Origin of the sequence: Bacillus sp. AFS059628 (genome assembly GCF_002571225.1) — a bacterium.
Lineage (GTDB): Bacteria > Bacillota > Bacilli > Bacillales > Bacillaceae_G > Bacillus_A.
Genome location: NZ_NVEC01000049.1, coordinates 12,628 through 38,618 on the forward strand (window position 1 = coordinate 12,628; position 25,991 = coordinate 38,618).

Genomic DNA, 25,991 nt, shown 5'->3' on the forward strand with positions numbered 1-25,991 from the left:
TAAAACAAAAACGAACTGGGGTATGAATGGTGAAAAAAATAATAGTAATTGCAATATTATTTTTGACAATTGCTAGTGTGATTTTTGGCTTTAAGGTATTTCAGGGGAAAGATTTTAAGAAAGAAAAGTCTTTTGAGATAAATCATATAAAAGAAATAGAAGTGAAAAATGAAGACTGGGATATTGAATTTAAAGGTACAGAAGCTAATAAAATAGTAATTTCTGCTCAAGGTAAACAAGTGGATAAAGAGATAGATCCTGTCGAAATAGAGCATGAAGGGAATAAAGTTATAGTTAAGCAAAAACAAAAGGCGACCCAATTCTTTAATGGTTTTACGTTTAGGAAGAAAAATAGTATATCGATAGCTGTTCCGAAGAAAGGAATAGATAAAATTGTATTAAATAATAAATCGGGTGATGTGAAAATAAGGGATATAGTAGTAAAAAGTATCGTGACAAAAGGCAAGTCTGGAGATGGAATGATTACAGGACTATCGGCAGAGAAGGGTGAATTTACATCCGAAAGCGGAGATTTAATGTTAAAAGATAGTTCATTACAAGAAGTAAATATAACTTCTACTACTGGCGATAATTATGTGAAAAATATAAAAAACGAAAATATGAACATCACTTCAACATCCGGTGAAGTATTACTGAAAGATATGAAAGAAGGAAAATTGTTATTGGTAGAAACAAAATCAGGGGATATTGGCGTACGGTATAAAGGTGTCCCGGCATCATTGAAGCTTATGGCTAAAAGTAATTCGGCTGACGTAATAGTGGATTTAAAAGAACTTAAGAAAGATAAAAATACAGAAAAAATAAAAGTAGGAACGATTGGTGATGCCAAAAACAAAGTGGAGATTTTAAGTAAAACAGGGGTAATTTATATCGATTAAAATGTAAATGAAAGGAGGACTATTATGTTACGTCTTATGAAGCTAGAACTGAAGAAATTTAAGATTGGATGGTATGTGAGGGGAGCAATTATTGCAAATATCATTATACTGGCATTATTAATCTTTGTTAGTTTCATTGCACAAATAGAAGGAGATCCAGAAATAAGAGATCCGCAGATGATTTTGTTAACGGCTAGTACATTAGTAAGAGCAACATTTATTATTTTTGGTAGTGTGTTAATCGCAAGGTTAATAATTAGTGAATATAAAAACAAAACAATACTACTTATGTTTTCTTATCCAATTAACCGAAAGGAAATGATGGTTAGTAAGTTGGTTATTACAGCAACATTAACATTTATAACAGTTATTTTATCTAATATTTTAGTAGTAGGAGTGTTCTTTGGGATAGATAGCTATTTTTCACTTCTTCCTAATTCATTCACAGTAGATCAATTGATGCGAGAAGGGATAAATCTTGTTCCTTTAGCCGTTGCAACTGCGGGAATAAGTTTAATCCCACTATATTTCGGAATGCGTAAACGTTCGGTGCCAACTACAATTGTTTCATCTCTTATCGTTGTATCAATTGCAATGAATAGCACGACGTTTTCTGTAGCAACTTTTCTTCCTCTTCAACTAGCATTGGCAGCAATTGGAGTTGTGATTGCATGTTACGGAATTAAAAATATAGAGAAGGAAGATGTAACTGTATGACAAGAATACGTAAAAAAGAGTTGGCGTTACACCAACTCTTTTTGTATATGTATGCTTCGTTATTACTCTGTAAATCTAGAGTGTTTGCTTAAATACTCTTGAACTCCTGGAGAAATGTTAAAGTTATTAGGGCTTTTATATTCAATAGTAAACTCTCCGTCCTTACTTGTTTCAAAGGAGATTGCATAGCTATTCATTTTAGCATCGTAAGAAGTATTTTTGACTTCCGCATCTAGATTAAAGTATTTTGTAATATATTCTTTTGATTCCGTAACTGCTGTTTGTTTTCCCCAAGGGGTACCATAACTTGTGCAATAAAGAGACACACTGATAACTCCGATAATAGAAGTTAGTAAAATAGTTCCCATAGCTATTTTTTTTATTTTTTGTATTCAATTTGGTTACTCCTCTTCGTAATATGTATTCATTTTAACCTATATATTCCATAAAACAACCATTTTAAAAAAATAGTTTCACATGAAACAAGTTACAGAAAAAGACAAGATGGTACACTTATCAAGACCTAAATGCAAAAAATGCTTAAAATATGAAGCTCCTAACATACTATATATGACTAATATGTTAGGAGTTTTTATTTTTGATACTAAGTCTGAATAGTATTTTTCTAATACTTATATCCTTGTGTTCATTCTATAAAAAAACAACTTTTCTAATCTATCTTTAAATTGATATTTAATAAAAAACTGCCTATTCAATTATTAGATTGGTATCTGACAATTGAATAGGCAGTTCATCATTGGATATTTTATTCAAATATGGTAAGTTGATAGTCTATTTCGTCATTTGGTGAGCCCTTAACAACTCTAATTAAGGATTTTTTTTGTTGTAACATGTCGTTAACGTAGTTATTTGTTATTGTTTCTTGGTTGCTAATCTCAAGAATTATATCTCCATCATCATTAGGTATATTATTTATTTTGAATACCTTATTTTCAGATATTGTGTCAGATATGAAAATGTTACTTTTTATTTTTCTTGAAGTACGCATCAAATCAAATAACCCTCTAAATGTCATCCCATTATTTGAATCTGTGGAGAATTGTATTGATTGTTTATCACTACTAATATGTAAACAAATATATATTACTTCGTTACCGTTTAATAGTTTAAAGATTATAGAATAATCTGTTATAGACACTTTTTGATTGTATTCTAGAATGATTTGATTTCTTGTGTTAATTGATATCCTCAGTGAAGGGCTAATTAAATTTTTTATAGTGTCATTTTTGGTTAATATATTGTTAAATCGAAAAAAGTTTAATAATTCATTGTAGCTACATTTATTATTCTTAGTTATTATTAATGACTGATTTTTATTGAACATCTTAATAATTTTTGGTATAAACAAAAATACTGCTATGAGTATAAAAGAAGCAACCATAATTAATATTCTTTCAGTCCAAGTTTTTGCATTTAGTGCATATCCTAAAGATCCAAAAAACCATAGTACTACTAAAACATAAAGTATAACTTCAAAAAAGATTAAAGTAATATTATAAACACGGTTATTTGATAGAACGTGTATTATTTTATTAAATTTATTACTTAACTCACTATACGGTATGTTTTGTTTATTATCTTTATTATTCTGAAGAATTGATTTAATTTCTTCTACAATATCGTTAGATTTTTCTATGGAGCGTTCGTTATAATGTGTAAAAATTATTGTTGTTAATGCTATTATTCCTCCAACAATTGCGGTTATCCACCCAAGGTATTCTACTGAATAACTATCAAGACTTCTTATTATTTCACAAGCTTTGCACATGTTTAAAACTCATCACCAACTTTTAGTAATTCAATTATCTTTAATGCAATGTCAATAATTTTTTCAATAGTAATTTGATCATTAGTCATGCTATAAGTAATTAGTCCATTCGAATAGATTTTTAACAAACTATACTTTTCGTCAATATTCAAAATGACACTTATACCAAAAGCATTTTGAGATTCTATACTAACAATTTCCTTAATTCCATGTTCATTCAATTGATATTCTAATGGAATTTTAACTATCTCAATTTCTAAACTGCTACTGAATAGTTGCTCTAATATATAACTCAATATTTTATAATTTTGAACAGATGAGGTAAAAAGAATAAATGTGTTATTTTTTCTCATGAAATTTATCAAGTTCATTTTACCGTAATGAAAGGATTCGGACCAATGAATTTCACCAATTGTCTTTTCTGGATTATAAAAGTTAATTGAATAAAAAGCATAATCATCTATCCCTTTTTTGGGTTGAGTAAAATGACTATTCCTCAAAAATTCATCAATAGGTGTCACACTATTAGCTTTTACAATAATACATGAACTCGATAAAAACATATTCTTCTCCCCTTTGTATTATTAATCGGAGACATTATAGGTACTTTGAAAAAAGTTCTTGACCTCCTCGGCTTTATCTGGAAGTAAATCTGTTAACTCATTTTTTAATGTATACATAAATGCGTTAAATTGCGGTCTAGTATCAAATGCTAAACGTTGCATATTCTCTTTTAATAACGTTTGACCTATCTCTATAGTATGTTCGTCATCCATTAATTCGTTGATACCATTAAAAAGATCGACGCATGCTTGAGAGACGGTAAAGGTTCTTTCATTCTGATTATCAAAAATGAACTTTATCATTCCTCTAAAATCAATAGTTAAATCCGTAAGGAGTGCAGCATTGCCACCAATCATTTTCATAATGTTTACAGTGAACTTAGTTATTTTGTCTGCACTATATATTCTTTCTACAACATCTGGGTCTTTAAACAGGTCAGTACCAGTTAATTTAGCATTTTTAATTCTCGGTGCGTTTTCATTGTTAAAGGATAATGAATCCACACTTTGTACGATATATCCCATGTCATTGAACTTCTTAAAGATTAAGTTAATTACCAGTAAGGTTAATGAAGCAAAATCGCTAGTTGCAGCATTTTTAATATATCTTATGTTTTGCTGTAAATAATATGGTTTAATGTTTATCTGAGGATGAAAATTATGTTTAATTAAATCGATTAATTTATTGATTATTTTATTATAACCAACCATTGATGTTATATATAGCTTGTTTTTCAGGTCAAACATTACATGAATCGTACCACTTTGAATCTCACGTCCTAGGTCACCTGTTCTCGGATCAACATAAAACTCTGTATATCTACATTTAAATTCAACGATTTCGGTAATATTATCAATAGTTACTTCATGGCAATCAGAGAAAATAAGATTTTCATATGAACAATCTTTTAATAAAAGTGTTTCTAATAATTTTTTAATTTGTTCTAAGTTTAATTCAGTTTCTAATTCTGAAACTGCGTATGGCTGACCTGCTGAATATCTTTCCATTATTATATCTGCGATATCTCCTAAGACAACATCACTAATTTCTGTTTCTTCTCTAATCATCTGTAAAATGAATGCTAAACATCTTTCAGTATCATTTTCAAATGATATTTCAATATCATGGTTAAAAGCTAGATATTCTTCGATTGCTAACAATCTTTTATCTTTATTAGATCTCATTTTTTGTCCAAATAGTGCTTCGAATTTTTGAATATCCATATTTAACTCCTTTCATTAATTAGTATATTGTATTGTATTGAGTATAAAAGATATCTAATGTTATATGTGTCGAAAATCGTCGAAAAAAGATAAAATATAACTAATTAATCTACAGGTGTTGTTTAATAAACTAGCCAGATAGTCGAAGAAGGAGAACAGCGTTCTCTGTTTGACTACAACTTTCTATAAACATCTGCGTAAGCTATTTTCAGTTGTTCTCTTAATTTCTTGTTTTCACCTTCTAATTTCTTATTTTTTCTTTTTAGGGAGGCAATCAGGGCATCCTTATTACTTTCATTCATTTCTCGCTTTACTTGTTTCAGTGTAGGTACTTGTGATTGTTGATTTCGTAACGTGTCAATTCTTGAACGGAAGTCCTTGTTGTTATAGAGCGTTGCTTTGGACACATCAGCTTCATTGGCTACACTGTTAAAATTTATTTTTTCATTTGCTTTTAAAAGCCTTTTAATAGCTTCATTCACTTTTTGATAGGTATCAGCTTTACGCTTGGTATGAATGGATTTCAAATGGATAGAACGATCATACTTAGTCATTTTTAACACCTAACTTTCTTTTCATCCGTTCTTGCCTACCAAAGATAACATTACCTTCTTGTAGGGTATTGAAAATGTTTTGATAACGTTGTAAATTCTTTTCGTTTTTCTCAGCTATATCTTCTCGACCTCTTTGCTTTGCTATTTCAATAGCTTTTACAGTTGTTTTAATGTGAAGTTCATATTTTTCCTTATCTAATTCCGAAAAACCTACTGCTAAGTCTTTACACGGAGTTTGATTGTCACCACAAGTTAGGCAAGGTGGTGCTTCCATATGAGGGCAATTTCCGTTTAGACGAGCGTGACACGTTCCATAAGGGTTGTCCATCGCATTTAGCTTGTGGTCTTGCCACAAAGCATCCAATATGTCTGTCGGAATATCTTCACCTGCTTTAATTTCTTGTACTTCACCATTTAAGTCAAAACAAAAAACACCTTGCTTTATTACCGACTCAAAGACTTTTCTTTTTGTATCATCTAAAAGCTTGGCATATCTTAATGTCATTTCAGGGGATGCATGAGCCAATAGCTCTTGTACAGTTAAAATATCGGCACCACCATTTAACATTTTCACTCCATAAGTATGTCTGAACTGATGGGTTTTGAAATGAAATAAGTTGCCATTTTCATCAGTAATGTTTTTTTGTTTTGCCAAAATATTTATTTTTCTTCTAACAAAATGTTGGCTATATGGTTTTCCTTTTCGTTGTCCACGATAACGAACGAAAATATACCCTTCGGGATTATTGTCTTGATTGCTAAGTTCTTTTGATTTTTCTATTAGAACCGCAAGAATTCTTGCTAATTCTTCGTCAATAGGTATTCGATGTCCTTTAACATATGTTTTTTCAATATCCGTTTCAATAGAATATTGACTGTTGAGTTGTACTAAACAATTGTTAGTTAAACCTAATACATCTGAAATTCTAAGCCCTGTTTTAAAAGCAACCCAAATGACAGGAACGAAATCTTTATGTAAATCATTAATATGAGTAAAAAGTTGCTCTAAAACGGAGTCAGGAATATAGTCTACTTGGTCAATAGATTTCCTTTTTTGTTTTGGTCTATCCTCTGGGATGATTAATAACTTGACATGTGTTTGGGGAGCGATATCATACTCGTATCGTTGAATATCTTCTAAAAATTTTTGTATGATACCCAAAACATGAGAAATATAACTCTCAGGATTTGCATTTCTTCTATTTATTTGATGCTGTGTATATTTGTGCAACCATTGTATGTATTGCTCCATATGTGAACGTTTTAATTGTTTTAAATCATTCCATGTAGGCTCTAATGATAATATAAAATTAATAAATGAAGGCAAATACTTTAAATATGTTTGTGCTGTGCCACAAGAAAAATTGTTTTTACTAAGTAAACGTTGTTTTGTATATTTTTTTACTTGTTTCCGAATAGATTGATGCTCTATTTTTTTAAAATCTATATAGTAATGATTCATGCTTTTGTTGTACTCTATACCATATGTTTGATTTAAAATCCGAATATCCCAACGATCTTTTTCCCATTCTTCACGAGTGTCAGTTAATTGAAAAAGATAAGAGTGAATTACACCTAAAAAGTTTGCTGTTGGTGTTTTATTTGTGTATTCCCCATGATACTCTTCTTTGATAAATTTTATTTTCACCCCTTTTTCAGACAACCAAAACATCCACTCCATTTCTACATTTTCTATCTCCAAATCAAGTAGGGAATGTAATGCAGGATACTTTTCATTGAGGAATGCTGTCAATTTTCTAAGATGTTGAACTTGTCCCGTAAAAGCACTCGTCAACTGCCATTCATCCCGAAATAACTTGTTGTACCATACGTACTTGAGTTCTAAATTAACTGAAGGACTTTCAATTTCGAATTTTAGATTTTTATTTGTATGTGTATAATTCAAAAACTGTTTTATAAAGTTTGGAATCATTCCAATTACGTTAACATTCCATGTATTATTGACTAAGAAATACGGATTTTGCACGATATTGTTTGTTACCTTTCCATCTTCGTGAATATTTTTTTCTGTATAGGTCGATAACTCTTGCTGTAATTGTTCATGAAAACCTAATTCGTCATGGATATGGTTTTGTTGAATCCTCATTTTCTCGAATCATCTCCTGTTTTTGGGGTGATCTGAAACGCATGTTGAGCCTTTCCCCAATTCTCACGAATTTCTTCATCCGAAGGATGTAGGTACAAATTCATTGTAGTTTGAATTTGAGAATGTCCTAATCGTTCTTGTACTTGCTTAATATCTTTTGTTTTTTGGTAGAAAATTGTAGCGTGTGTATGACGAAATAGGTGAGGATATAGGTTTATCCCTGTTTTCTTTTTTAAACGCTTAAATAGAGACTCAACGTTCCAATATTCCATTGGTTTTCCCACATCTTTTCCTCTCAGTTTTACAAAAACAAAGTTTGAATCCAATTCTAATTCATCAAGCACTTCATACAAGTAATCATCATATAAATCCATTAAGGATTGTGATACATAAATTTTACGCTCTCCTGTTTTTAACATCGCACCGTTTTCTAATTCCCCTCGTTCTACTAAACGAATCCGATGACCTTTTTGATGATCATACACAAAATCCTCCATGAAAAGAGAGAGAGCTTCTCCAATACGCAATCCCGTTTCAAATAACAATTGAATTAAGAACTTATCTCGTATATTAGTAGTTGCTTGTAATACTTGTTGTACTTGTTCTTTTGTAAGTGTTTCTACTCTTTTGCGTGGTTCTTTTAACTTCAATATGTTTCTGATTGATGGCTTTTCCTTATTAACATGATGTAAGAAACTTTTGTAACGTGAATGTCCTCTTGTAAATACTTGCTTCATTAACTTTTTCATCATGTCATTTTGTACTTCTTCATTTCGGTAGAGGTAGTCATAGAAGTTTGCTATAACGGTAATTGTATGGTTAATTGTTTTTTCCGTTCGCATTGCCTTCTTTTGTTGGAGAGGGGTGACATTTGGACTCTGATAGGGGCTTCTTAACCACCCCACAAAGTCAACTAAATCTTCTAATCTAATAAACTTGTAATCTTTGTTTGTTTCTTCTAAGTAGGTATAAAAATGTTTTAAAGAATAACAATATGCTTTTTGAGTATTAGGTCTTTTCCCTGTCTTATCTAAATACTTTATATATTTCATAACTGGCATTACAGGGAATCCTTCTTGATCTAGTAATATGTATCTTTTGCTGTTATTCTCTAAGGCAACCTCTTGCACCCTCATAGCATTTCACCCCTAAAAAAATATTAACGCTCGGTCTAAAGACCTCACTACGCATCCCGCTAGGGGCTACGTTCTCCCTCTTAAAGGATACATACTTTTCTGAACATTGTATACATATTGAACTGTATTTTTAATATCTGTATAACTTATCTAATATGTATAAGAAAAGAGGATATATGCTCATATATTGAACATAATATCCTCTTCTTAGTTTAGTCTATTTAATGTAAACACCTTGTCTTTTTCTGTTGTTACATTTTAGGTGCTTCCATTTCAGCAGCAGCCCATTCTTCTTTTGCGGGTCCATACACGCCAGGAACTGTTAAGCCAGCTTGTCTCATTAAAACCGTCATTTGTCCACGGTGGTGATTTTGATGATTAATAAGTGTCATTAAAAATATAGAATTCGGCATAGGGCGACCAAAGAAGTCATTAATAGTTGCTAAATCTTTATCAGTCCATTTACTTTGAAGTGCTTCAACGAAAGCCGCGTTCACTTTACGATACCCATCTGCAATTGTTTTTGCAGAAGTTGGAACAGGATAATCTTTCGATTCTCCTTCAAACTTTAGCCCTGTGCCAGACAGTATAACAGGAATTGCCGTCACGATATGCCAAGCAACTCTGCCTAACGTCCAATGCCCAGGTGCAATTTCTTGTGATAAAGACTCATCTGTTAATGCATCGAGCATCTTTTGAGTAGACTCAGCCTCGTATGTCCATGATTGCAAGAAGCCTTCAAGTGTTTGATACATTGTTATCCCCCCTAGTTATGTTCATAGGTTAAATTCGTGAAAAAAAGATAGTTTCCTTTAGGCTTATGAGAATGAATTAAAAAAGAGGCTTCTCACATAAGAAGCCTCTCTTTTAATTACCCTTCTTCCCACTCTTCCTCATCAGCCATAAGAAATAAGGTGCTCCAAGTACAGCAACGTTCAAATCTGTGTTAACAATAAAGGGGGGAATAATTGCTGAGCCGAGAGCTGAAATACCGGTTCCTATTAAAGTAAGGGGTGTTGAGCTAAACCCTAATTTTCATGAAAAGAAAAGTACAATTCCACCTGCAAGTAATCTGCCGATGAATACACCAATTGGATTGAAATTTATATGTATATGCAGAATGGAGAAAAAGAATTTCGTTTTGGCAAGAAGGCGAAAGTACAAGCAAAAGGAGTGAGAATCGCATGTAATAATTACTAGAATGTATGGAATAAATCTGTGTTTATCCCCACTAGGTAAAGTATGTCTTTGTTATTTAGATAGTTGTTTTCTAACTCGTTGATTGTACTTAAAAGATCGAATGTAAAGGAAGTGATCAACATGTCTTCATGGCTCAATAATACAAATGGATATTGTAGTTGTAATAATCAAAATGGTGTACATGTTGATTCATGCTGTTTTAGTTGTGATGGGACAGTGCCTAAGGTTGGTCCAACCGGTCCGACGGGAGTAACAGGATCAACAGGTCCAACGGGATCGACGGGAGTAACAGGATCGACGGGAGTAACAGGATCAACGGGTCCAACGGGATCGACGGGAGTAACAGGATCAACGGGTCCAACGGGAGTAACAGGATCAACAGGTCCAACGGGTCCAACAGGAGCAACAGGGGAAACAGGTCCAACGGGTCCAACAGGAGCGACAGGCCCAACGGGAGTAACAGGTACAAGTATCACGGCGACGTATGCATTTGCAAATAATACGTCGGGAACAGCGATATCGGTACTTCTCGGTGGAACAAATGTCCCACTTCCAAATAATCAAAACATCGGTCCAGGTATTACGGTTTCCGGGGGAAATACAGTATTTACGGTTGCAAATGCTGGGAATTATTACATTTCATACACGATTAATATAACAGCTTCATTATTAGTCAGTTCACGGATTACAATTAATGGAGCACCACTTGCTGGGACGATTAATTCTTCTGCGGTAGCAACTACATCATTTAGCGCAACAATCATTACAACTCTTGCAGCAGGAGATGCTATTAGTTTGCAATTATTTGGTTTGTTAGCTGTTGCGACATTATCAACAACTACACCAGGAGCTGTGTTAACGATAATAAGATTAAGCATAACTCTCTTATTTTTTTATAGATTAGGAGAGTTTGTACATATAATAAGAAGTTAATGGAGTGAAGCATAGTTATATAAAAGTCAGAATATTATGATTGTAACGTTATGGTGACTATAATATAATGAAACCAACCATCATGAATGAACATTCATTTATTTTTATGTATTTGAAGGGGGAATGAAGGTGGAAAAACCATGGTTGAAAAGTTATCCAGGGGAAATTCCGAGTACGATTTCTTATGATATTCAGCCGCTTCATAGATATGTAGAACAGATGGCTTCTCGCTATCCAGAAAAGAAAGCGCTTCATTTTTTAGGGAAGGATATTACATTTTCAGACTTCCATGATAAGGTGAAGAGGTTTGCAAATTATCTTCAAAAGCTCGGTGTGGAAAAGGGTGATCGAGTTGCTATTATGTTGCCGAATTGTCCGCAGGCTGTAATTGGTTATTACGGTACATTACTTGTGGGGGGTATCGTAGTACAAACAAATCCACTATATACAGAAAGAGAATTAGAATACCAGCTTCATGACTCGGGAGCAAAAGTAATTCTTTGCCTCGATTTAGTATTTCCAAGAGTAACGAATGTTCAATCTGCAACAAAAATTGAACATATTATCGTAACTCGTATTGCGGACTTTTTACCCTTCCCTAAAAATCTATTGTATCCATTTGTGCAGAAAAAACAGTCGAATTTAGTTGTGAAAGTATCAGAGAGTGAAACGATTCATCTTTGGAACTCAGTAGAAAAAGAAGTGAATACGGATGTTGAAGTGCCTTGTGATCCTGAAAATGATTTAGCTCTTTTACAGTACACAGGAGGAACAACTGGATTTCCGAAAGGCGTTATGTTAACGCATAAGAACCTCGTATCCAACACGTTGATGGGGGTTCATTGGTTATATAATTGCAGAGAAGGAGAAGAAGTCGTTCTTGGGGTTCTTCCATTTTTCCATGTTTATGGTATGACAGCTGTTATGAATTTAAGTATTATGCAAGGATATAAAATGGTTCTTATTCCAAAGTTTGATATGAAAATGGTTTTTGAAGCGATTAAGAAGCATAAAGTGACGTTGTTTCCAGGAGCACCAACTATTTATATCGCACTTTTAAATAGCCCGCTTTTAAAAGAATACGATATTTCTTCTATTCGTGCTTGTATTAGTGGCTCAGCACCACTGCCAGTAGAAGTACAGGAAAAGTTCGAAACAGTTACAGGTGGTAAACTAGTAGAGGGGTATGGTTTAACAGAATCATCTCCGGTTACACATAGTAATTTTTTATGGGAAAGGCGAGTGCCAGGTAGCATTGGAGTTCCATGGCCAGATACAGAAGCAATGATTATGTCGCTTGAAACTGGCGAGGCATTACCACCAGGAGAAATCGGTGAAATTGTAGTAAAAGGTCCTCAAATTATGAAGGGATATTGGAATAAGCCAGAAGAAACAGCCGCTGTATTACAAGATGGATGGCTCCATACAGGGGATGTTGGTTACATGGATGAAGATGGATTTTTCTATGTGAAAGATCGTAAGAAAGATATGATTGTTGCGAGTGGATTTAATGTGTATCCTCGTGAAGTAGAAGAAGTATTATACGAGCATGAAAAAGTGCAAGAAGTAGTGACGATTGGAGTTCCTGATCCGTACCGAGGGGAGACAGTGAAAGCATTTGTTGTGTTAAAAGAAGGTGCGGAGTGTTCTGAGGAAGAATTAAATCAGTTTGCACGTAAATATTTAGCTGCCTATAAAGTGCCGAAAGTATATGAGTTTAGAGATGAACTGCCGAAAACGACAGTCGGAAAAATTTTACGTCGTGTTCTAATTGATGAAGAGAAAAGAAAGAATGAGGATGAGCAAACGGGCTAAGGCCCTTTCTTTTTGAAAAAATAGGATTGACACTTTTCTAAATAGTCAGTATTATAAGAATATGAATGGCTATTCATTCAGTCATCTTCTTGAAGGGGACAGTAAAGTGAAGAAAAATAGACCTAAATACAATCAAATTATTGATGCGGCAGTCATTGTGATTGCGGAGAATGGGTACCACCAAGCGCAAGTTTCTAAAATAGCAAAGCAAGCTGGGGTAGCTGATGGCACGATTTATTTATATTTTAAAAATAAAGAAGATATATTAATATCCTTATTCCAAGAGAAGATGGGAGAATTTGTCGAAACAATTCGTCAAAAAACAGCAGGAATTGAAAGCGCTGTATCGAAGTTATTCATGTTGGTAGAAACGCACTTCTTGCTGTTATCGCAAAATGATCCTCTTGCTATCGTTACGCAATTAGAGCTAAGACAGTCCAATCAAGACTTACGCCTGAAAATAAATGAAGTATTAAAAGGCTACTTACAAGTTATGGATGAGATTTTAGAGACAGGGATAAAGCAAGGTGAATTTCGAGCAGATTTAAATGTTCGCGTGGCAAGACAAATGATCTTTGGAACAGTAGATGAAGTTGTGACCAATTGGGTAATGAGCGATCATAAGTATGATCTGGTCGCACTTTCAAAAACGGTACATGGGCTACTTATTGCAGCCTGTGGTTATCGTCAATAATGGGAGGGATCATGTTGAAATTCCTATCTGTAAGAGTTGAAGATCATATCGCGGTGGCGACGTTAAATCATGCGCCAGCTAACGCGATGTCTTCACAAGTTATGCATGACGTTACTGAATTAATTGATCAAGTAGAGAAGGATGATAACATTCGTGTTGTTGTTATTCACGGTGAAGGGCGTTTCTTCTCGGCGGGAGCAGATATTAAAGAATTTACATCTGTTACTGAAGCGAAGCAAGCGACTGAATTAGCGCAGCTTGGACAAGTTACGTTTGAGCGCGTTGAAAAATGTTCAAAACCAGTTATCGCGGCAATTCATGGAGCGGCACTTGGCGGCGGCCTTGAGTTTGCTATGTCTTGCCACATGCGCTTTGCAACTGAAAGTGCAAAACTTGGTTTACCTGAATTAACACTTGGATTAATTCCTGGATTTGCAGGTACACAGCGATTACCACGTTATGTTGGGAAAGCGAAAGCTTGTGAAATGATGTTAACAAGTACGCCGATTACTGGTGCAGAAGCATTAAAATGGGGACTTGTTAATGGAGTTTTTGCTGAAGAAACATTTTTAGATGATACGCTTAAAGTTGCAAAACAGATTGCTGGAAAAAGCCCAGCGACGACTCGTGCTGTACTAGAGTTATTGCAAACGACGAAATCGTCTCATTATTATGAAGGTGTACAACGCGAAGCTCAAATCTTTGGGGAAGTATTTACGAGTGAAGATGGAAGAGAAGGTGTAGCGGCGTTTTTAGAAAAGCGCAAGCCTTCATTTAGCGGCAGGTAGTTCAATTATTTTTTTAATATAAATTAACAGAAGATTAAAATTGATAGAATCTTTCTGAAAAACAAGGGGGTAAATGGAATGAACATCTACGTACTCATGAAACGAACATTTGATACAGAAGAAAAAATCGTAATTAAAAACGGTGCAATTTACGACGGCGAAGCGGAATTCATCATCAACCCTTACGATGAATATGCGATTGAAGAAGCAATTCAAGTAAGAGACGCACAAGGTGGAGAGGTTACTGTTGTAACAGTCGGTGGCGAAGATAGTGAGAAAGAGCTTCGTACAGCATTAGCGATGGGCTGTGATAAAGCAGTATTAATTAATATTGAAGATGATGTAGAAAATGGTGACCAGTTCACGACAGCAAAAGTGCTTGCTGAATATTTAAAAGATAAAGATGCAGATTTAATTTTAGGCGGAAACGTTGCAATTGATGGTGCATCTGGACAAGTAGGTCCACGTGTAGCTGAAGCGTTAAATATTCCGTACGTAACGACAATTACAAAACTTGAAATTGACGGTACAAACGTGAAGATTGAGCGTGATGTTGAAGGTGATACAGAAGTAATTGAAACTTCATTACCAGTGTTAGTAACAGCACAGCAAGGTTTGAATGAACCGCGCTATCCATCGCTTCCAGGTATTATGAAGGCGAAGAAAAAGCCATTAGAAGAATTAGAATTAGATGATTTAGATTTAGAAGAAGATGATGTGGAAGCAAAGACAAAAACAATTGAAATCTATTTGCCTCCTAAGAAAGATGCGGGAAAAGTGTTACAAGGCGAGCTGCAAGATCAAGTAAAAGAACTTGTATCGTTGCTCCATACAGAAGCGAAAGTAATCTAATAAAATACGAAATTATATATGCAGGAGGGAAAATCTATGGCTCGTAAAGTATTAGTAATGGGTGAAGTTCGTGATGGATCGCTACGTAACGTTTCGTTTGAAGCGGTAGCAGCAGCAAAAACAATTGCAGAAGGCGGTGAAGTAGTAGGTCTTCTAATTGGAGACAGCGTTGCCTCTTTTGCAAATGAATTGATTCATTACGGTGCAGATCGCGTTGTGACAGTTGAAAGTGATAAATTAAAATCATATACATCTGACGGTTATGCGCAAGCATTTTTAGCTGTATATGCTGAAGAAAATCCAGAAGGTATTGTATTTGGACATACAGCACTTGGTAAAGATTTATCACCAAAATTAGCAGCGAAGCTTGAAGCTGGTCTAGTTTCTGACGTAACTGCTTTAGAAGTTGAAGGTGGAAATGTTATCTTCACTCGTCCAATTTACTCTGGTAAAGCGTTTGAGAAGAAGATTGTAACAGACGGCATCTTATTTGCGACAGTGCGTCCAAATAACATTGCGACGCTTGAAAAAGATGAGTCTCGCAGTGGTGACGTGTCTTCTATTACAGTAGATGTGAAAGACCTACGTACAATCATTCAAGATGTCGTTCGTAAGACAGCAGAAGGGGTTGATCTTTCTGAAGCGAAAGTTATTATCGCTGGCGGACGCGGTGTGAAGAGTGAAGAAGGATTCAAGCCATTAAAAGAGTTAGCTGACGTATTAGGCGGCGCTGTTGGAGCATCTCGTGGTGCTTGTGACGCTGAGTATTGCGATTACTCATTACAAATTGGTCAAACTGGTAAAGTTGTTACGCCAGACTTATACATTGCATGTGGTATTTCTGGTGCGATTCAGCATTTAGCTGGTATGTCTAACTCGAAAATAATCGTTGCGATTAATAAAGACCCAGAAGCAAGTATCTTCAAAGTAGCTGACTATGGTATTGTTGGTGATCTATTTGAAGTCGTACCTCTTTTAACAGAAGAGTTTAAAAAGTTAAAAGTACATTCATGATTTGAGTACCCTTGAGTTCCAAGTGAAGTACCCCTATATATAGAAAAAGGTGAGAGATCCCCTGTCTCTCATCTTTTTAGTATTTAATCCATATTTTTATATAGTATAAAGGAACACTTTTTTGTTACAATACATAACGATACATATTATTCGCCACGTATATAAGTTAATGATATACTCTTGGTAGAATATACTTGAAGGAGGAAATAAAATGGCAATTGTAAACGCAAATGACCAAAGCTTCGCAGCTGAAACTAGCGAAGGTGTTGTATTATTAGATTTCTGGGCACCTTGGTGTGGACCTTGTAAAATGATCGCTCCTGTATTAGAGGAAATTGATGCAGAACTAGGCGAAAAAGTAAAAGTAGTAAAAGTAGACGTGGATGAAAACCAAGAAACTGCTCGTCAATTCGAAGTAATGAGCATTCCAGCTCTTTTCGTATTAAAAGACGGTAAAGTAGTTGATCAAACGTTAGGTTACAAACCGAAAGAAGCGTTAGTAGAATTAGTTTCTAAACACTTCTAAAATAAAGGGCTACCATTTGGTAGCTTTTTTATTTTCCTTTTTTACACCTTTCCGTTACAATAAAAGAACGTATGTTGGGTGTTTTGGCATAGTATGTTTTCATGTGAAAATAAAAATGCTAAGCATGTAGAAATGGAGGGTAACGAGTGCACGAACATTTAAAAGAAAAATTGGCTATTTTACCAGATCAACCTGGTTGTTATTTAATGAAAGATAAGCAAGGAACGGTTATATATGTCGGAAAGGCAAAAGTGCTTAAAAATCGTGTGCGCTCGTACTTTACTGGTTCCCATGATGGGAAAACACTTCGGCTAGTCGGAGAAATTGTAGATTTTGAATATATTGTAACTTCCTCAAATCTAGAGGCTCTTATTTTAGAGTTAAACTTAATAAAAAAACACGATCCAAAATATAATATTCAATTAAAAGATGATAAAACTTATCCTTTTATTAAAATTACAGCTGAGAAACAGCCGCGATTACTTATTACGCGAAATGTGAAAAAGGATAAGGGGAAGTATTTTGGCCCTTATCCGAATGCACAATCAGCTCATGAAACGAAAAAACTGTTAGATCGTATGTATCCGCTTCGTAAGTGCTCAAATATGCCCGATAAAGTTTGTTTATATTATCATATGGGTCAATGTTTAGCGCCTTGTGTGAAAGATGTGACGGAAGAACAAAACAAAGAAATTGTAGATGGAATTATTAAGTTTTTAAATGGTGGACATAAAGAAGTTCGTTCAGAATTAGAAACAAAAATGTATGAAGCTTCAGAGAAACTAGAGTTTGAACGTGCAAAAGAGTTACGTGATCAAATTGCACATATCGATGCGATTATGGAAAAACAAAAGATGATTATGAGTGATTTAGTGGATCGTGATGTATTTGGTTATGCGGTTGATAAAGGTTGGATGTGTGTTCAAGTTTTCTTTGTTCGAAAAGGAAAGTTAATTGAACGTGATGTTTCTATGTTTCCAATCTACGATGAACCAGAAGAGGGATTTTTAACGTTTATCGGCCAATTTTATGAAAACAGTAGTCATTTTAAACCGAAGGAAATCGTCGTTCCAGGAAGTATCGATTCAGAATTAGTAGAGCGCTTTTTAGAAGTGGAAGCGACACAGCCGAAACGCGGTAAGAAAAAAGATCTTGTAGAATTGGCAAATAAAAATGCGAAGATTGCTCTTGAAGAGAAATTCTATTTAATTGAACGTGATGAAGAGCGAACGATTAAAGCGGTAGAGAATTTAGGGAAGCAGCTCGGAATTGAAACGCCTTATCGTATTGAAGCGTTTGATAACTCAAATATTCAAGGGACCAATCCTGTTTCCGCAATGATTGCTTTTATTGATGGAAAACCAGCTAAGAAAGAATATAGGAAATATAAAATTAAAACGGTTCAAGGACCAGATGATTATGAGTCTATGAGAGAAGTTGTGAGACGCCGTTATACAAGAGCGCTGAAAGAGAGCTTACCTTTACCAGATTTAATCATTATTGATGGAGGGAAAGGTCATCTGGCGGCTACAAGTGATGTTCTAGAAAATGAGCTCGGTTTATACATTCCGATGGCAGGGCTTGTAAAAGATGACAAACATAAAACATCCCATTTAATTATTGGAGATCCACCTGAACCTGTGATGCTTGAGAGAAATAGCCAAGAATTCTATTTATTGCAGCGCATTCAAGATGAAGTGCATCGATTTGCGATTACATTCCATCGTCAATTACACGGGAAATCTGTCATTCAATCAGCGTTGGATGATATTCCTGGAATCGGGGATAAACGAAAAAAAGTATTGTTGAAACATTTTGGGTCGCTAAAAAAGATGAAAGAGGCTTCGGTAACGGAATTTGTCGAAGCTGGTATGCCGAAAAATGTCGCAGAGACGATTTATACTTATTTAGCAGATAAGAAGACGTTGTAGTTTACAACGTCTTCTATTTTTTGGTATAATTTCTGAAGATTTAAAATAAATGTATCTGAATGAAAATACAAAAAAGTCAACTAAACTTATATGTCTAGTTGACTGTAGGTAATGCTACACTTCAATGAGATCTTTTATATCCCATTTCACAAGAAATGTAATAGAGTCTGAACGTTTTTTCTTTTCTTCGTAGGACTCTGCAACGACGTTTCGTTGCTTTTGAATTTGTTCGGCGATGAATCCAGCTTCTAATTGATAAGAAGAATGTCTTTTTTGTTTTTGACGTTCAGCAATAAGAGTGCCTTTAAGTTGGAACTGCATTTCACGACGCTTATGTTCAATAATGCTTAAAGTGCCCCAGCCAGCTTTTTCAAAGAACTGAATGACTTCTTCAATTGTTTCTAGTGGATATTTTCTTGCAAGATTTCTACCGGACCAGTATAAAATACCATCTAAATCGTTACCAATTAAATCAGGTAGTAATTCTTCACGTAGCAATTCATAAGCGAAGGCGTTCAATGAAACATCTTCTAAAGATGTTGTATCGATTGTATTTTTACTCACAATATTCCCCTCTTTCTATAGGGATTATTATATAACATTTCTCATTTATAAAAACAGATTTTTCTTTGGGAAAATCTGAATATATAAGAAGAAAAAAAGAATCGCCAAATTATATGCAAATTATGTATACGTTTTCTTGACGCTTCGACAAAAATAGGAGTAAAATGAACTTGGTATCAAATTATGCTGAAATATTTCGAATAATTTTTTCAGTTTTTCTTATGCCAATAGTGAAAAAACATTATTGCCATAAACTAATCTGAAAACAGCAGTCAATCATTCAAGGGGGGTAATGGGGACATGAAAGGCCGCGAGTATACGTTTCGTAAGTGGCACTCATTAATGGGGGTCATCCCGGTTGGTGTCTTTTTGACGCAACATTTAATTGTAAACAACTTTGCAACAAGAGGAGCAGAGGCTTTTAACAAAGCTGCAGGCTTTATGGAGCTCCTTCCATTCCGGTATGCGCTAGAAATTTTCATTATCTTTTTACCAATACTGTACCATGCTATATATGGCTTATATATTGCATTTACAGCTAAGAACAATGCGGTTTCTTACGGTTATTTCCGTAACTGGATGTTCGTCTTCCAAAGAATTTCAGGTATCGTTACGCTGATCTTCATTTCTTGGCACGTCTGGGAAACTCGTATTCAAGCAATGTTAGGTAAAGAGGTAAACTATGATATGATGGCAGATATTTTAAATAATCCAGCTATGTTTGCATTCTACTTAGTTGGTGTTGTTTCAACAATTTTCCACTTTGCAAATGGACTATGGACATTCTGCATCAGCTGGGGAATTACAGTATCTCCACGTTCACAAAGAATCTCTACTTATGTAACATTAGCTATTTTCTTAGGTCTATCTTATGTAGGTGTGAGTGCATTATTAGCGTTCATCGATCCACAGCTAGCAAACCAGTAAGGAGTGGGAGAGCATGAAAGGGAAACTTATAGTAGTCGGCGGTGGCTTGGCTGGCTTAATGGCAACGATTAAAGCGGCGGAAGCAGGAGTAAATGTTGAACTGTTCTCTTTAGTACCAGTAAAACGTTCGCATTCTGTATGTGCCCAAGGTGGAATTAACGGTGCCGTAAATACAAAAGGTGAAGGGGATTCTCCATGGATCCACTTTGACGATACAATTTATGGTGGGGACTTCTTAGCGAACCAACCACCGGTTAAAGCAATGTGTGAAGCAGCACCTGGTATCATTCACTTAATGGACCGTATGGGTGTTATGTTCAACCGTACGGAAGAAGGACTTCTTGATTTCCGTCGTTTTGGTGGAACGCAACATCACCGTACAGCATTTGCTGGTGCAACAACTGGACAGCAATTACTATACGCATTAGATGAGCAAGTACGTCGTCACGAAGTAGCAGGACTTGTAACGAAATATGAAGGTTGGGATTTCTTACGAGCTGTTGTTGATGACGAAGGTGTGTGCCGAGGAATCGTTGCACAAGACTTACAAACAATGGAGATTAAAAGTTTCGGAGCTGATGCCGTGATTATGGCAACAGGGGGCCCTGGTATCATCTTCGGAAAATCAACTAACTCTATCATTAATACAGGTACAGCAGCTTCTGCTGTATATCAACAAGGTGCATATTATGCAAACGGTGAGTTCATTCAGATTCACCCAACGGCAATTCCTGGAGACGATAAATTACGTCTTATGAGTGAATCTGCACGTGGTGAAGGTGGACGTGTTTGGACATATAAAGATGGTAAACCATGGTACTTCTTAGAAGAAAAATATCCGGCTTACGGAAACCTTGTACCTCGCGATATCGCAACGCGTGAAATCTTTGATGTTTGCGTAGAGCAAAAACTAGGTATTAACGGTGAAAATATGGTTTACTTAGATCTTTCTCATAAAGATCCGAAAGAACTAGATATTAAACTTGGTGGAATTATTGAAATCTATGAGAAATTTACAGGTGATGATCCTCGTAAACTACCAATGAAAATCTTCCCAGCTGTTCACTATTCAATGGGTGGACTATGGGTTGATTATAAGCAGATGACAAATATTCCAGGTTTATTTGCAGCAGGTGAGTGTGATTATTCTATGCACGGTGGTAACCGTCTTGGTGCGAACTCACTATTATCAGCAATTTACGGTGGTATGGTAGCAGGACCAAATGCAATTGAATATATGAAAGGTCTTACTAAATCATCAGATGCTGTTTCATCTACTGTGTATGAACAAAATGAATTGATCGAAACAGAGAAATTTAACAATATTTTAACGCTCGATGGTAACGAAAATGCGTATGTTCTTCATAAAGAGCTTGGAGAATGGATGACAGATAACGTTACAGTAGTTCGTGAAAATAAAAAGTTATTAGAAACAGATGCAAAAATTGAAGAGTTAATGGCTCGTTATAAACGTATTAACATTAACGATACAGCGAGATGGAGTAACCAAGGTGCTTCATTTACACGCCAACTTGCAAATATGTTTGAGTTAGCACGTGTTATTACAATTGGCGCATATAACCGTAATGAGAGCCGTGGAGCACATTACAAACCTGAATTCCCAAATCGTGATGATGCAAACTTCTTAAAAACTACGATGGCAAAATTTGAAGGAGAAGGAAATGCACCAGCATTCCATTACGAAGACGTGGATATTTCATTAATTAAACCACGTAAACGTGATTATTCTTCAAAACATGATGTAGCTGCTAAGAGTGAAGAGAAGGGGGATAAACAACATGTCTGAGAAAACAATCCGCCTCATCATTACGAGACAAGACGGGCCAGACGCGCAAGCGTTTGACCAAGAGTTTGAAATTCCATATCGTCCGAATATGAATATTATTTCGGCGCTTATGGAAATCCGTCGTAATCCTGTTGATGCAAAAGGAAACAAAACAACTCCGATTGCATGGGATATGAACTGCTTAGAAGAAGTATGTGGTGCATGTTCGATGGTGATTAATGGAAAACCACGTCAATCATGTACAGCGCTTATCGATCAATTAGAACAACCAATTCGCTTAAAGCCGATGAAGACATTCCCGGTTGTTCGTGACTTACAAGTTGACCGTAGTCGCATGTTTAATGCTCTAAAACGTGTTAAAGCGTGGATTCCAATTGATGGTACGTATGACTTAGGACCAGGACCAAGAATGCCAGAGAAGAAACGTCAATGGGCTTATGAGCTTTCAAAATGTATGACATGTGGTGTTTGCTTAGAATCATGTCCAAACGTAAACAGCAAATCTGACTTTATTGGGCCAGCACCGTTATCACAAGCTCGTTTATTCAACTCACATCCAACGGGTGAAATGCATAAAGCAGATCGCTTACGTGCAATTATGGGTGATGGAGGACTTGCAAACTGTGGTAACTCTCAAAACTGTGTGCAATCATGTCCAAAGGGTATTCCATTAACAACTTCAATTGCGGCATTAAACCGTGACACAACAATTCAATCGTTCAAAGATTTCTTTGGTAGCGACAATAACTATTAATAAATATTGCCTCTTCAACATGAAGAGGCAATATTTATAACTTTATTTTTCTGTTTATTCTGTATATTGAAGGAACGAAAAGGAGAGGGAACAATGAAGAAGATTTCTTATATTGAAGACTTTGAGCAATGGGAAAGTGGTTTTTCATTTTACAACCCTGTAAAAGTACGTTTTGGCGAAGTAGATATGTTTGGGCATGTAAATAATGTCGTTGCCTTTACCTACTTTGAAGAAGCGCGTATTGCATTGTTTAAAGAACTTGGATTTATGCAAGAATGGACGCATGAATCTTCAGAAACGATGATTGTTGTTGCAGATTTACAATGTAATTTTATTAAGCAAATTTATTTTGATGAACAGTTGAAGGTGTATGTAAAAGCGGGATCGGTTGGGAATTCTTCTTTAGATTTGCATTATATGGTGAAAAACGCAGCAGGAGAAGCTTGCTTAGTTGGTCGTGGAATGATGGTTCAAGCATCGAAAAAAACGGGTAGAGGCGAACCGTGGCCTGAAGAGTGGAAGAAAAAACTACTACAATGATAGAGTGAAAGAAAATAAGAGAGCAATTTGCTCTCTTATTTTTTGTCTTCCATCGCTTCTTCTAACGTTAAATGATGTTTATATATGTATGTAGCGTATGGATTTCCAACGTAGCGTAAATGCCACGGTTCATATGAATATTCTGTTGTTTCGGTTTTATCTTCTAAATAACGAATGACAAAACCAAATTCATGAGCATGTTTTGCAACCCATTTTCCTTCGGCTGTCTCTCCAAAAATAGGCTCTAATTGGAATTTAGCAGATTTTGAACTAATATCCATTGCTAAACCAGTTTGATGTTCACTCGTACCAGGAATGGCACTTACTGAATCAGCTTCAGTTTTCCCTTGACGTCTAACGTATGTATCATGTAATGATTTTTGGCGTTTGTATGAACGATAACCAGATACGGCTGTAAGTTCAAGCCCTTCTTTCTTTGCCGCTTCAAACATATTTTCAAGCGCATTTGCAGCATCTTTGCGCAGCAATGTTTTTTCTTTATCTTTTGGGCTAGTAAATGGTACGTTTGGTCTTGTTAAGTCTTCAGGTATGTATCCGTCTGGTAGTTTTCGATGTTTATTTACTAATACAAGATTAGACTCTAGATTTGTTACAACGGAAAAATCATTGTCTAGCTTTTTTGCATTATGATCAGCTTTTGGAAAAGCGGGAATCTCTTCTTTTTGGTGGTTACTATGCTGTTGACTTTCGACAGCTTTCGCATTATTTTGTAGTGGTGATTTAGAACTAAAGTAAGCGAAAGAAGTGATACCGATTACAATAGTAGTGGCAGAAATAATAATTATCTTTTTCATGATGCCTTGTAATCACAGTCCTTTCTTAATAAAATGTGTATTGTTTTTTATTATAAGTCTAGTTTACTGAAAAAGAAATATAAGAGTCGTAACGTAATAGAAATGCAAAGAAAATGTCAGAAAATGTGTGAAATTGTAGTATTTTTTTATATAATTCATTTCTTGTCTTTCATGAAATTCATTTTTTATGTAATATATATACATAAGAAGATGTAGCGATTATCGAGAATAAAGAACTTCTTGTATAGACTAGGAGTGAATGGGAATGGATTTTGCAACACTTATTGGAATTATTTTAGGAGTAGTAGCGGTAGTAGTAGGGATGGTCGTCAAGGGCGCTGACATAATGGCCTTAGTTAATCCTGCCGCAGCATTAATTATTTTCGTTGGTACATTTGCTGCAGTATGTATAGCATTTCCAATGAATCAATTAAAGAAGATTCCAAAATTATTTAAAGTTCTTTTTGGTTCTAATAAAAAAGATTTAAGTTATGAACAGTTGCTAGAATTGTTTGTTCATTGGACATCTGAAAGTAGAAAATACGGTATTCTGTCTTTAGAGCAACAATTAGACAAAATTCAAGATGAATTTCTTTTGCGTGGTATGAAATTTGTGATTGATGGCGTATCTGCAGAAGATTTAGAACAAATTTTAGAAGCTGAATTAGAAGCAATTGAAGAAAGGCATGCAAAAGGAGCTGCAATTTTTTCTCAAGCTGGTACATATGCACCGACATTAGGGGTTTTAGGTGCTGTTATTGGTCTTGTGGCTGCACTTGGTAATTTAACTGATATTGAAAAGTTAGGACACGCTATTTCGGGTGCGTTTATTGCAACGATTTTTGGTATTTTCTCAGGTTATATATTATGGCATCCATTTGCTAATAAATTAAAGCAAAAATCTGCAGCTGAATTAGAGAAAAAACGTTTAATTATTGATTGTCTATTAATGTTACAAGAAGGTACATATCCGTTTATTATGAAGAACCGTATTTTAGGTGCACTGTCTGCAACTGAGCGTAAAAAGCTTGAAAAAGGGGCAGAAAAAAATGCGGAGTAAAAAAAATAGAAGAAGTAAAAAGAAAAAGCATGATGAGCATATCGACGAAACGTGGTTAATTCCATATTCTGATATGTTAACGTTGTTATTTGCATTGTTCATCGTTTTATTCGCAATGAGTAGTATAGATGCTGCGAAGTTTAAACAGATGGCAGTTGCTTTTCGAAGTGAATTAGCCGGTGGAACAGGAAACAAAGAATTTTTAAGTGATCAGAAGCCAAATGATGAAAAGGAATTATCAGCAAGTAGCCTTGAGGCAGAACAAATAAAAAAACAAGAAGAAGCTAAAGAAAAAGAAAAAAAAGAAATGGATGAATTGAAAGCATTACAAAAAAAGATTGATCAATATATTAATGAGAAACAATTATCCTCTTCTTTTCAAACTAAATTAACTGAAAAGGGATTAATGGTGACAATATTAGAGAATGTGCTGTTTGATTCGGGGAAAGCAGATGTGAAGTTAGAATCACTAGGGATTGCAAAAGAGATGTCTAGCTTACTTGTTTCAGCATCACCTCGTGAAATTACAGTATCTGGTCATACAGATAATGTCCCTATTGCCAATGCGCAGTTTGCATCGAACTGGGAATTAAGTACGCAGCGGGCAGTTAATTTTATGCAAGTATTACTACAAAATAAAGAATTACAACCAGAAAAATTTAGTGCAATTGGTTACGGGGAATACCGCTCAATTGCTCCAAATGATACGCAAGAAGGAAAGGCGAAAAATAGACGAGTAGAAGTGTTTATTTTACCTTTAACGAGAAATATGCAATAAAGAG

27 protein-coding genes are annotated in these 25,991 nt (G+C 35.1%); 17 read left to right on the forward strand and 10 right to left on the reverse strand.

Annotated elements, in window-relative coordinates; translation table 11 throughout:
- Nucleotides 1-26 precede the first annotated feature (26 nt).
- Nucleotides 27-899, forward strand: coding sequence for a DUF4097 family beta strand repeat-containing protein (locus COL05_RS16735; protein ID WP_142337538.1), 873 nt, complete (start codon nt 27-29; stop codon nt 897-899).
- Nucleotides 900-923: 24 nt separating this feature from the next.
- A complete protein-coding gene (locus tag COL05_RS16740; RefSeq protein ID WP_098669442.1) occupies nt 924-1,616 on the forward strand; it encodes an ABC transporter permease in 693 nt (230 codons plus the stop codon).
- A gap of 62 nt (nt 1,617-1,678) precedes the next feature.
- Here COL05_RS16740 and COL05_RS16745 read toward each other — a convergent pair whose 3' ends face one another.
- The 8 genes from COL05_RS16745 to COL05_RS16780 all read right to left on the reverse strand — a co-directional run bounded on the left by COL05_RS16745 (nt 1,679) and on the right by COL05_RS16780 (nt 9,744).
- Nucleotides 1,679-1,984, reverse strand: coding sequence for a YfjL-like protein (locus COL05_RS16745; protein WP_098669443.1), 306 nt, complete (start codon nt 1,982-1,984; stop codon nt 1,679-1,681).
- 398 nt (nt 1,985-2,382) lie between these two features.
- Complete coding sequence (locus COL05_RS16750; RefSeq protein WP_098293595.1) at nt 2,383-3,405, reverse strand: hypothetical protein; 1,023 nt, start codon at nt 3,403-3,405, stop codon at nt 2,383-2,385.
- Nucleotides 3,406-3,407: 2 nt separating this feature from the next.
- Nucleotides 3,408-3,968, reverse strand: coding sequence for a hypothetical protein (locus tag COL05_RS16755; RefSeq protein ID WP_098293596.1), 561 nt, complete (start codon nt 3,966-3,968; stop codon nt 3,408-3,410).
- 21 nt (nt 3,969-3,989) lie between these two features.
- On the reverse strand, nt 3,990-5,192 hold the full coding sequence (locus tag COL05_RS16760) for a hypothetical protein (protein WP_098293597.1): 1,203 nt from the start codon (nt 5,190-5,192) through the stop codon (nt 3,990-3,992).
- Between the two features lie 173 nt (nt 5,193-5,365).
- Complete coding sequence (locus COL05_RS16765; RefSeq protein WP_098293598.1) at nt 5,366-5,746, reverse strand: DUF6262 family protein; 381 nt, start codon at nt 5,744-5,746, stop codon at nt 5,366-5,368.
- Complete coding sequence (locus tag COL05_RS16770) at nt 5,739-7,853, reverse strand: tyrosine-type recombinase/integrase (protein ID WP_098293599.1); 2,115 nt, start codon at nt 7,851-7,853, stop codon at nt 5,739-5,741. Before COL05_RS16770 ends, COL05_RS16765 begins: the two co-directional genes overlap by 8 nt.
- A complete protein-coding gene (locus tag COL05_RS16775; protein ID WP_098293600.1) occupies nt 7,850-8,989 on the reverse strand; it encodes a tyrosine-type recombinase/integrase in 1,140 nt (379 codons plus the stop codon). The genes COL05_RS16770 and COL05_RS16775 overlap by 4 nt, the downstream gene beginning before the upstream one ends.
- Nucleotides 8,990-9,240: 251 nt before the next feature.
- Nucleotides 9,241-9,744: a DinB family protein gene (locus COL05_RS16780; protein ID WP_098669444.1), complete on the reverse strand. Its 504-nt coding sequence runs from the start codon at nt 9,742-9,744 to the stop codon at nt 9,241-9,243.
- A 188-nt stretch (nt 9,745-9,932) separates the two neighbouring features.
- On the opposite strand from COL05_RS16780, the gene COL05_RS31420 reads away from it, so the two are divergent.
- The 9 genes from COL05_RS31420 (at nt 9,933) to uvrC (ending at nt 18,742) form a co-directional block, all read left to right on the forward strand.
- A complete protein-coding gene (locus tag COL05_RS31420) occupies nt 9,933-10,166 on the forward strand; it encodes a hypothetical protein (protein WP_180233462.1) in 234 nt (77 codons plus the stop codon).
- A 143-nt stretch (nt 10,167-10,309) separates the two neighbouring features.
- Nucleotides 10,310-11,122: a BclA C-terminal domain-containing protein gene (locus tag COL05_RS16790; protein WP_098669445.1), complete on the forward strand. Its 813-nt coding sequence runs from the start codon at nt 10,310-10,312 to the stop codon at nt 11,120-11,122.
- A gap of 129 nt (nt 11,123-11,251) precedes the next feature.
- Nucleotides 11,252-12,937 (forward strand): long-chain-fatty-acid--CoA ligase, encoded by a 1,686-nt coding sequence (locus COL05_RS16795; protein WP_142337539.1) that lies wholly within the window; start codon nt 11,252-11,254, stop codon nt 12,935-12,937.
- A gap of 106 nt (nt 12,938-13,043) precedes the next feature.
- A complete protein-coding gene (locus COL05_RS16800) occupies nt 13,044-13,631 on the forward strand; it encodes a fatty acid metabolism transcriptional regulator FadR (protein WP_098669447.1) in 588 nt (195 codons plus the stop codon).
- An 11-nt stretch (nt 13,632-13,642) separates the two neighbouring features.
- A complete protein-coding gene (locus COL05_RS16805; protein WP_000911295.1) occupies nt 13,643-14,419 on the forward strand; it encodes an enoyl-CoA hydratase in 777 nt (258 codons plus the stop codon).
- Nucleotides 14,420-14,497: 78 nt separating this feature from the next.
- Nucleotides 14,498-15,271 (forward strand): electron transfer flavoprotein subunit beta, encoded by a 774-nt coding sequence (gene etfB / locus COL05_RS16810; protein ID WP_001029030.1) that lies wholly within the window; start codon nt 14,498-14,500, stop codon nt 15,269-15,271.
- Between the two features lie 36 nt (nt 15,272-15,307).
- Nucleotides 15,308-16,285 (forward strand): electron transfer flavoprotein subunit alpha, encoded by a 978-nt coding sequence (etfA, locus tag COL05_RS16815; protein WP_098669448.1) that lies wholly within the window; start codon nt 15,308-15,310, stop codon nt 16,283-16,285.
- Nucleotides 16,286-16,496: 211 nt separating this feature from the next.
- Nucleotides 16,497-16,811, forward strand: a complete 315-nt coding sequence (gene trxA / locus COL05_RS16820) for a thioredoxin (RefSeq protein ID WP_001018944.1) — start codon at nt 16,497-16,499, stop codon at nt 16,809-16,811.
- A gap of 146 nt (nt 16,812-16,957) precedes the next feature.
- Entirely contained in the window at nt 16,958-18,742 is a 1,785-nt protein-coding gene (uvrC, locus tag COL05_RS16825; RefSeq protein WP_098669449.1) for an excinuclease ABC subunit C, read from the forward strand.
- Between the two features lie 114 nt (nt 18,743-18,856).
- On the opposite strand, the gene COL05_RS16830 is transcribed toward uvrC, so the two are convergent.
- Complete coding sequence (locus tag COL05_RS16830; protein WP_000042224.1) at nt 18,857-19,306, reverse strand: YslB family protein; 450 nt, start codon at nt 19,304-19,306, stop codon at nt 18,857-18,859.
- A 300-nt stretch (nt 19,307-19,606) separates the two neighbouring features.
- On the opposite strand from COL05_RS16830, the gene sdhC reads away from it, so the two are divergent.
- From sdhC to COL05_RS16850, 4 genes are all read left to right on the forward strand, one after another.
- Complete coding sequence (gene sdhC, locus COL05_RS16835; RefSeq protein WP_000678354.1) at nt 19,607-20,233, forward strand: succinate dehydrogenase cytochrome B558; 627 nt, start codon at nt 19,607-19,609, stop codon at nt 20,231-20,233.
- Between the two features lie 13 nt (nt 20,234-20,246).
- Entirely contained in the window at nt 20,247-22,040 is a 1,794-nt protein-coding gene (gene sdhA, locus COL05_RS16840; RefSeq protein ID WP_098669450.1) for a succinate dehydrogenase flavoprotein subunit, read from the forward strand.
- On the forward strand, nt 22,033-22,794 hold the full coding sequence (gene sdhB, locus COL05_RS16845; RefSeq protein ID WP_001291825.1) for a succinate dehydrogenase iron-sulfur subunit: 762 nt from the start codon (nt 22,033-22,035) through the stop codon (nt 22,792-22,794). The genes sdhA and sdhB overlap by 8 nt, the downstream gene beginning before the upstream one ends.
- Before the next feature lie 93 nt (nt 22,795-22,887).
- Nucleotides 22,888-23,334, forward strand: a complete 447-nt coding sequence (locus COL05_RS16850; RefSeq protein ID WP_098669451.1) for an acyl-CoA thioesterase — start codon at nt 22,888-22,890, stop codon at nt 23,332-23,334.
- A 35-nt stretch (nt 23,335-23,369) separates the two neighbouring features.
- Here the strand turns inward: COL05_RS16850 and COL05_RS16855 are convergent, their stop codons facing one another.
- A complete protein-coding gene (locus COL05_RS16855; protein WP_098669452.1) occupies nt 23,370-24,149 on the reverse strand; it encodes a M15 family metallopeptidase in 780 nt (259 codons plus the stop codon).
- A gap of 265 nt (nt 24,150-24,414) precedes the next feature.
- Between COL05_RS16855 and motA the strand changes: the two genes are divergently transcribed.
- Both motA and motB read left to right on the forward strand, forming a co-directional pair.
- Nucleotides 24,415-25,209 (forward strand): flagellar motor stator protein MotA, encoded by a 795-nt coding sequence (motA, locus tag COL05_RS16865; RefSeq protein ID WP_098254145.1) that lies wholly within the window; start codon nt 24,415-24,417, stop codon nt 25,207-25,209.
- Entirely contained in the window at nt 25,199-25,987 is a 789-nt protein-coding gene (gene motB / locus COL05_RS16870; RefSeq protein ID WP_098669453.1) for a flagellar motor protein MotB, read from the forward strand. The genes motA and motB overlap by 11 nt, the downstream gene beginning before the upstream one ends.
- Nucleotides 25,988-25,991 lie beyond the last annotated feature (4 nt).

Excerpts from the sequence above, each read along its gene's own strand:
- COL05_RS16735 (WP_142337538.1), top strand. The coding sequence starts at position 27 with ATGGTGAAAAAAATAATAGTAATTGCAATATTATTTTTGACAATTGCT.
- COL05_RS16740 (WP_098669442.1), top strand. The coding sequence starts at position 924 with ATGTTACGTCTTATGAAGCTAGAACTGAAGAAATTTAAGATTGGATGG.
- COL05_RS16745 (WP_098669443.1), bottom strand. The coding sequence starts at position 1,984 with ATGGGAACTATTTTACTAACTTCTATTATCGGAGTTATCAGTGTGTCT.
- COL05_RS16750 (WP_098293595.1), bottom strand. The coding sequence starts at position 3,405 with ATGTGCAAAGCTTGTGAAATAATAAGAAGTCTTGATAGTTATTCAGTA.
- COL05_RS16755 (WP_098293596.1), bottom strand. The coding sequence starts at position 3,968 with ATGTTTTTATCGAGTTCATGTATTATTGTAAAAGCTAATAGTGTGACA.
- COL05_RS16760 (WP_098293597.1), bottom strand. The coding sequence starts at position 5,192 with ATGGATATTCAAAAATTCGAAGCACTATTTGGACAAAAAATGAGATCT.
- COL05_RS16765 (WP_098293598.1), bottom strand. The coding sequence starts at position 5,746 with ATGACTAAGTATGATCGTTCTATCCATTTGAAATCCATTCATACCAAG.
- COL05_RS16770 (WP_098293599.1), bottom strand. The coding sequence starts at position 7,853 with ATGAGGATTCAACAAAACCATATCCATGACGAATTAGGTTTTCATGAA.
- COL05_RS16775 (WP_098293600.1), bottom strand. The coding sequence starts at position 8,989 with ATGAGGGTGCAAGAGGTTGCCTTAGAGAATAACAGCAAAAGATACATA.
- COL05_RS16780 (WP_098669444.1), bottom strand. The coding sequence starts at position 9,744 with ATGTATCAAACACTTGAAGGCTTCTTGCAATCATGGACATACGAGGCT.
- COL05_RS16790 (WP_098669445.1), top strand. The coding sequence starts at position 10,310 with ATGTCTTCATGGCTCAATAATACAAATGGATATTGTAGTTGTAATAAT.
- COL05_RS16805 (WP_000911295.1), top strand. The coding sequence starts at position 13,643 with ATGTTGAAATTCCTATCTGTAAGAGTTGAAGATCATATCGCGGTGGCG.
- etfB (WP_001029030.1), top strand. The coding sequence starts at position 14,498 with ATGAACATCTACGTACTCATGAAACGAACATTTGATACAGAAGAAAAA.
- etfA (WP_098669448.1), top strand. The coding sequence starts at position 15,308 with ATGGCTCGTAAAGTATTAGTAATGGGTGAAGTTCGTGATGGATCGCTA.
- trxA (WP_001018944.1), top strand. The coding sequence starts at position 16,497 with ATGGCAATTGTAAACGCAAATGACCAAAGCTTCGCAGCTGAAACTAGC.
- sdhC (WP_000678354.1), top strand. The coding sequence starts at position 19,607 with ATGAAAGGCCGCGAGTATACGTTTCGTAAGTGGCACTCATTAATGGGG.
- sdhA (WP_098669450.1), top strand. The coding sequence starts at position 20,247 with ATGAAAGGGAAACTTATAGTAGTCGGCGGTGGCTTGGCTGGCTTAATG.
- sdhB (WP_001291825.1), top strand. The coding sequence starts at position 22,033 with ATGTCTGAGAAAACAATCCGCCTCATCATTACGAGACAAGACGGGCCA.
- COL05_RS16850 (WP_098669451.1), top strand. The coding sequence starts at position 22,888 with ATGAAGAAGATTTCTTATATTGAAGACTTTGAGCAATGGGAAAGTGGT.
- COL05_RS16855 (WP_098669452.1), bottom strand. The coding sequence starts at position 24,149 with ATGAAAAAGATAATTATTATTTCTGCCACTACTATTGTAATCGGTATC.
- motA (WP_098254145.1), top strand. The coding sequence starts at position 24,415 with ATGGATTTTGCAACACTTATTGGAATTATTTTAGGAGTAGTAGCGGTA.
- motB (WP_098669453.1), top strand. The coding sequence starts at position 25,199 with ATGCGGAGTAAAAAAAATAGAAGAAGTAAAAAGAAAAAGCATGATGAG.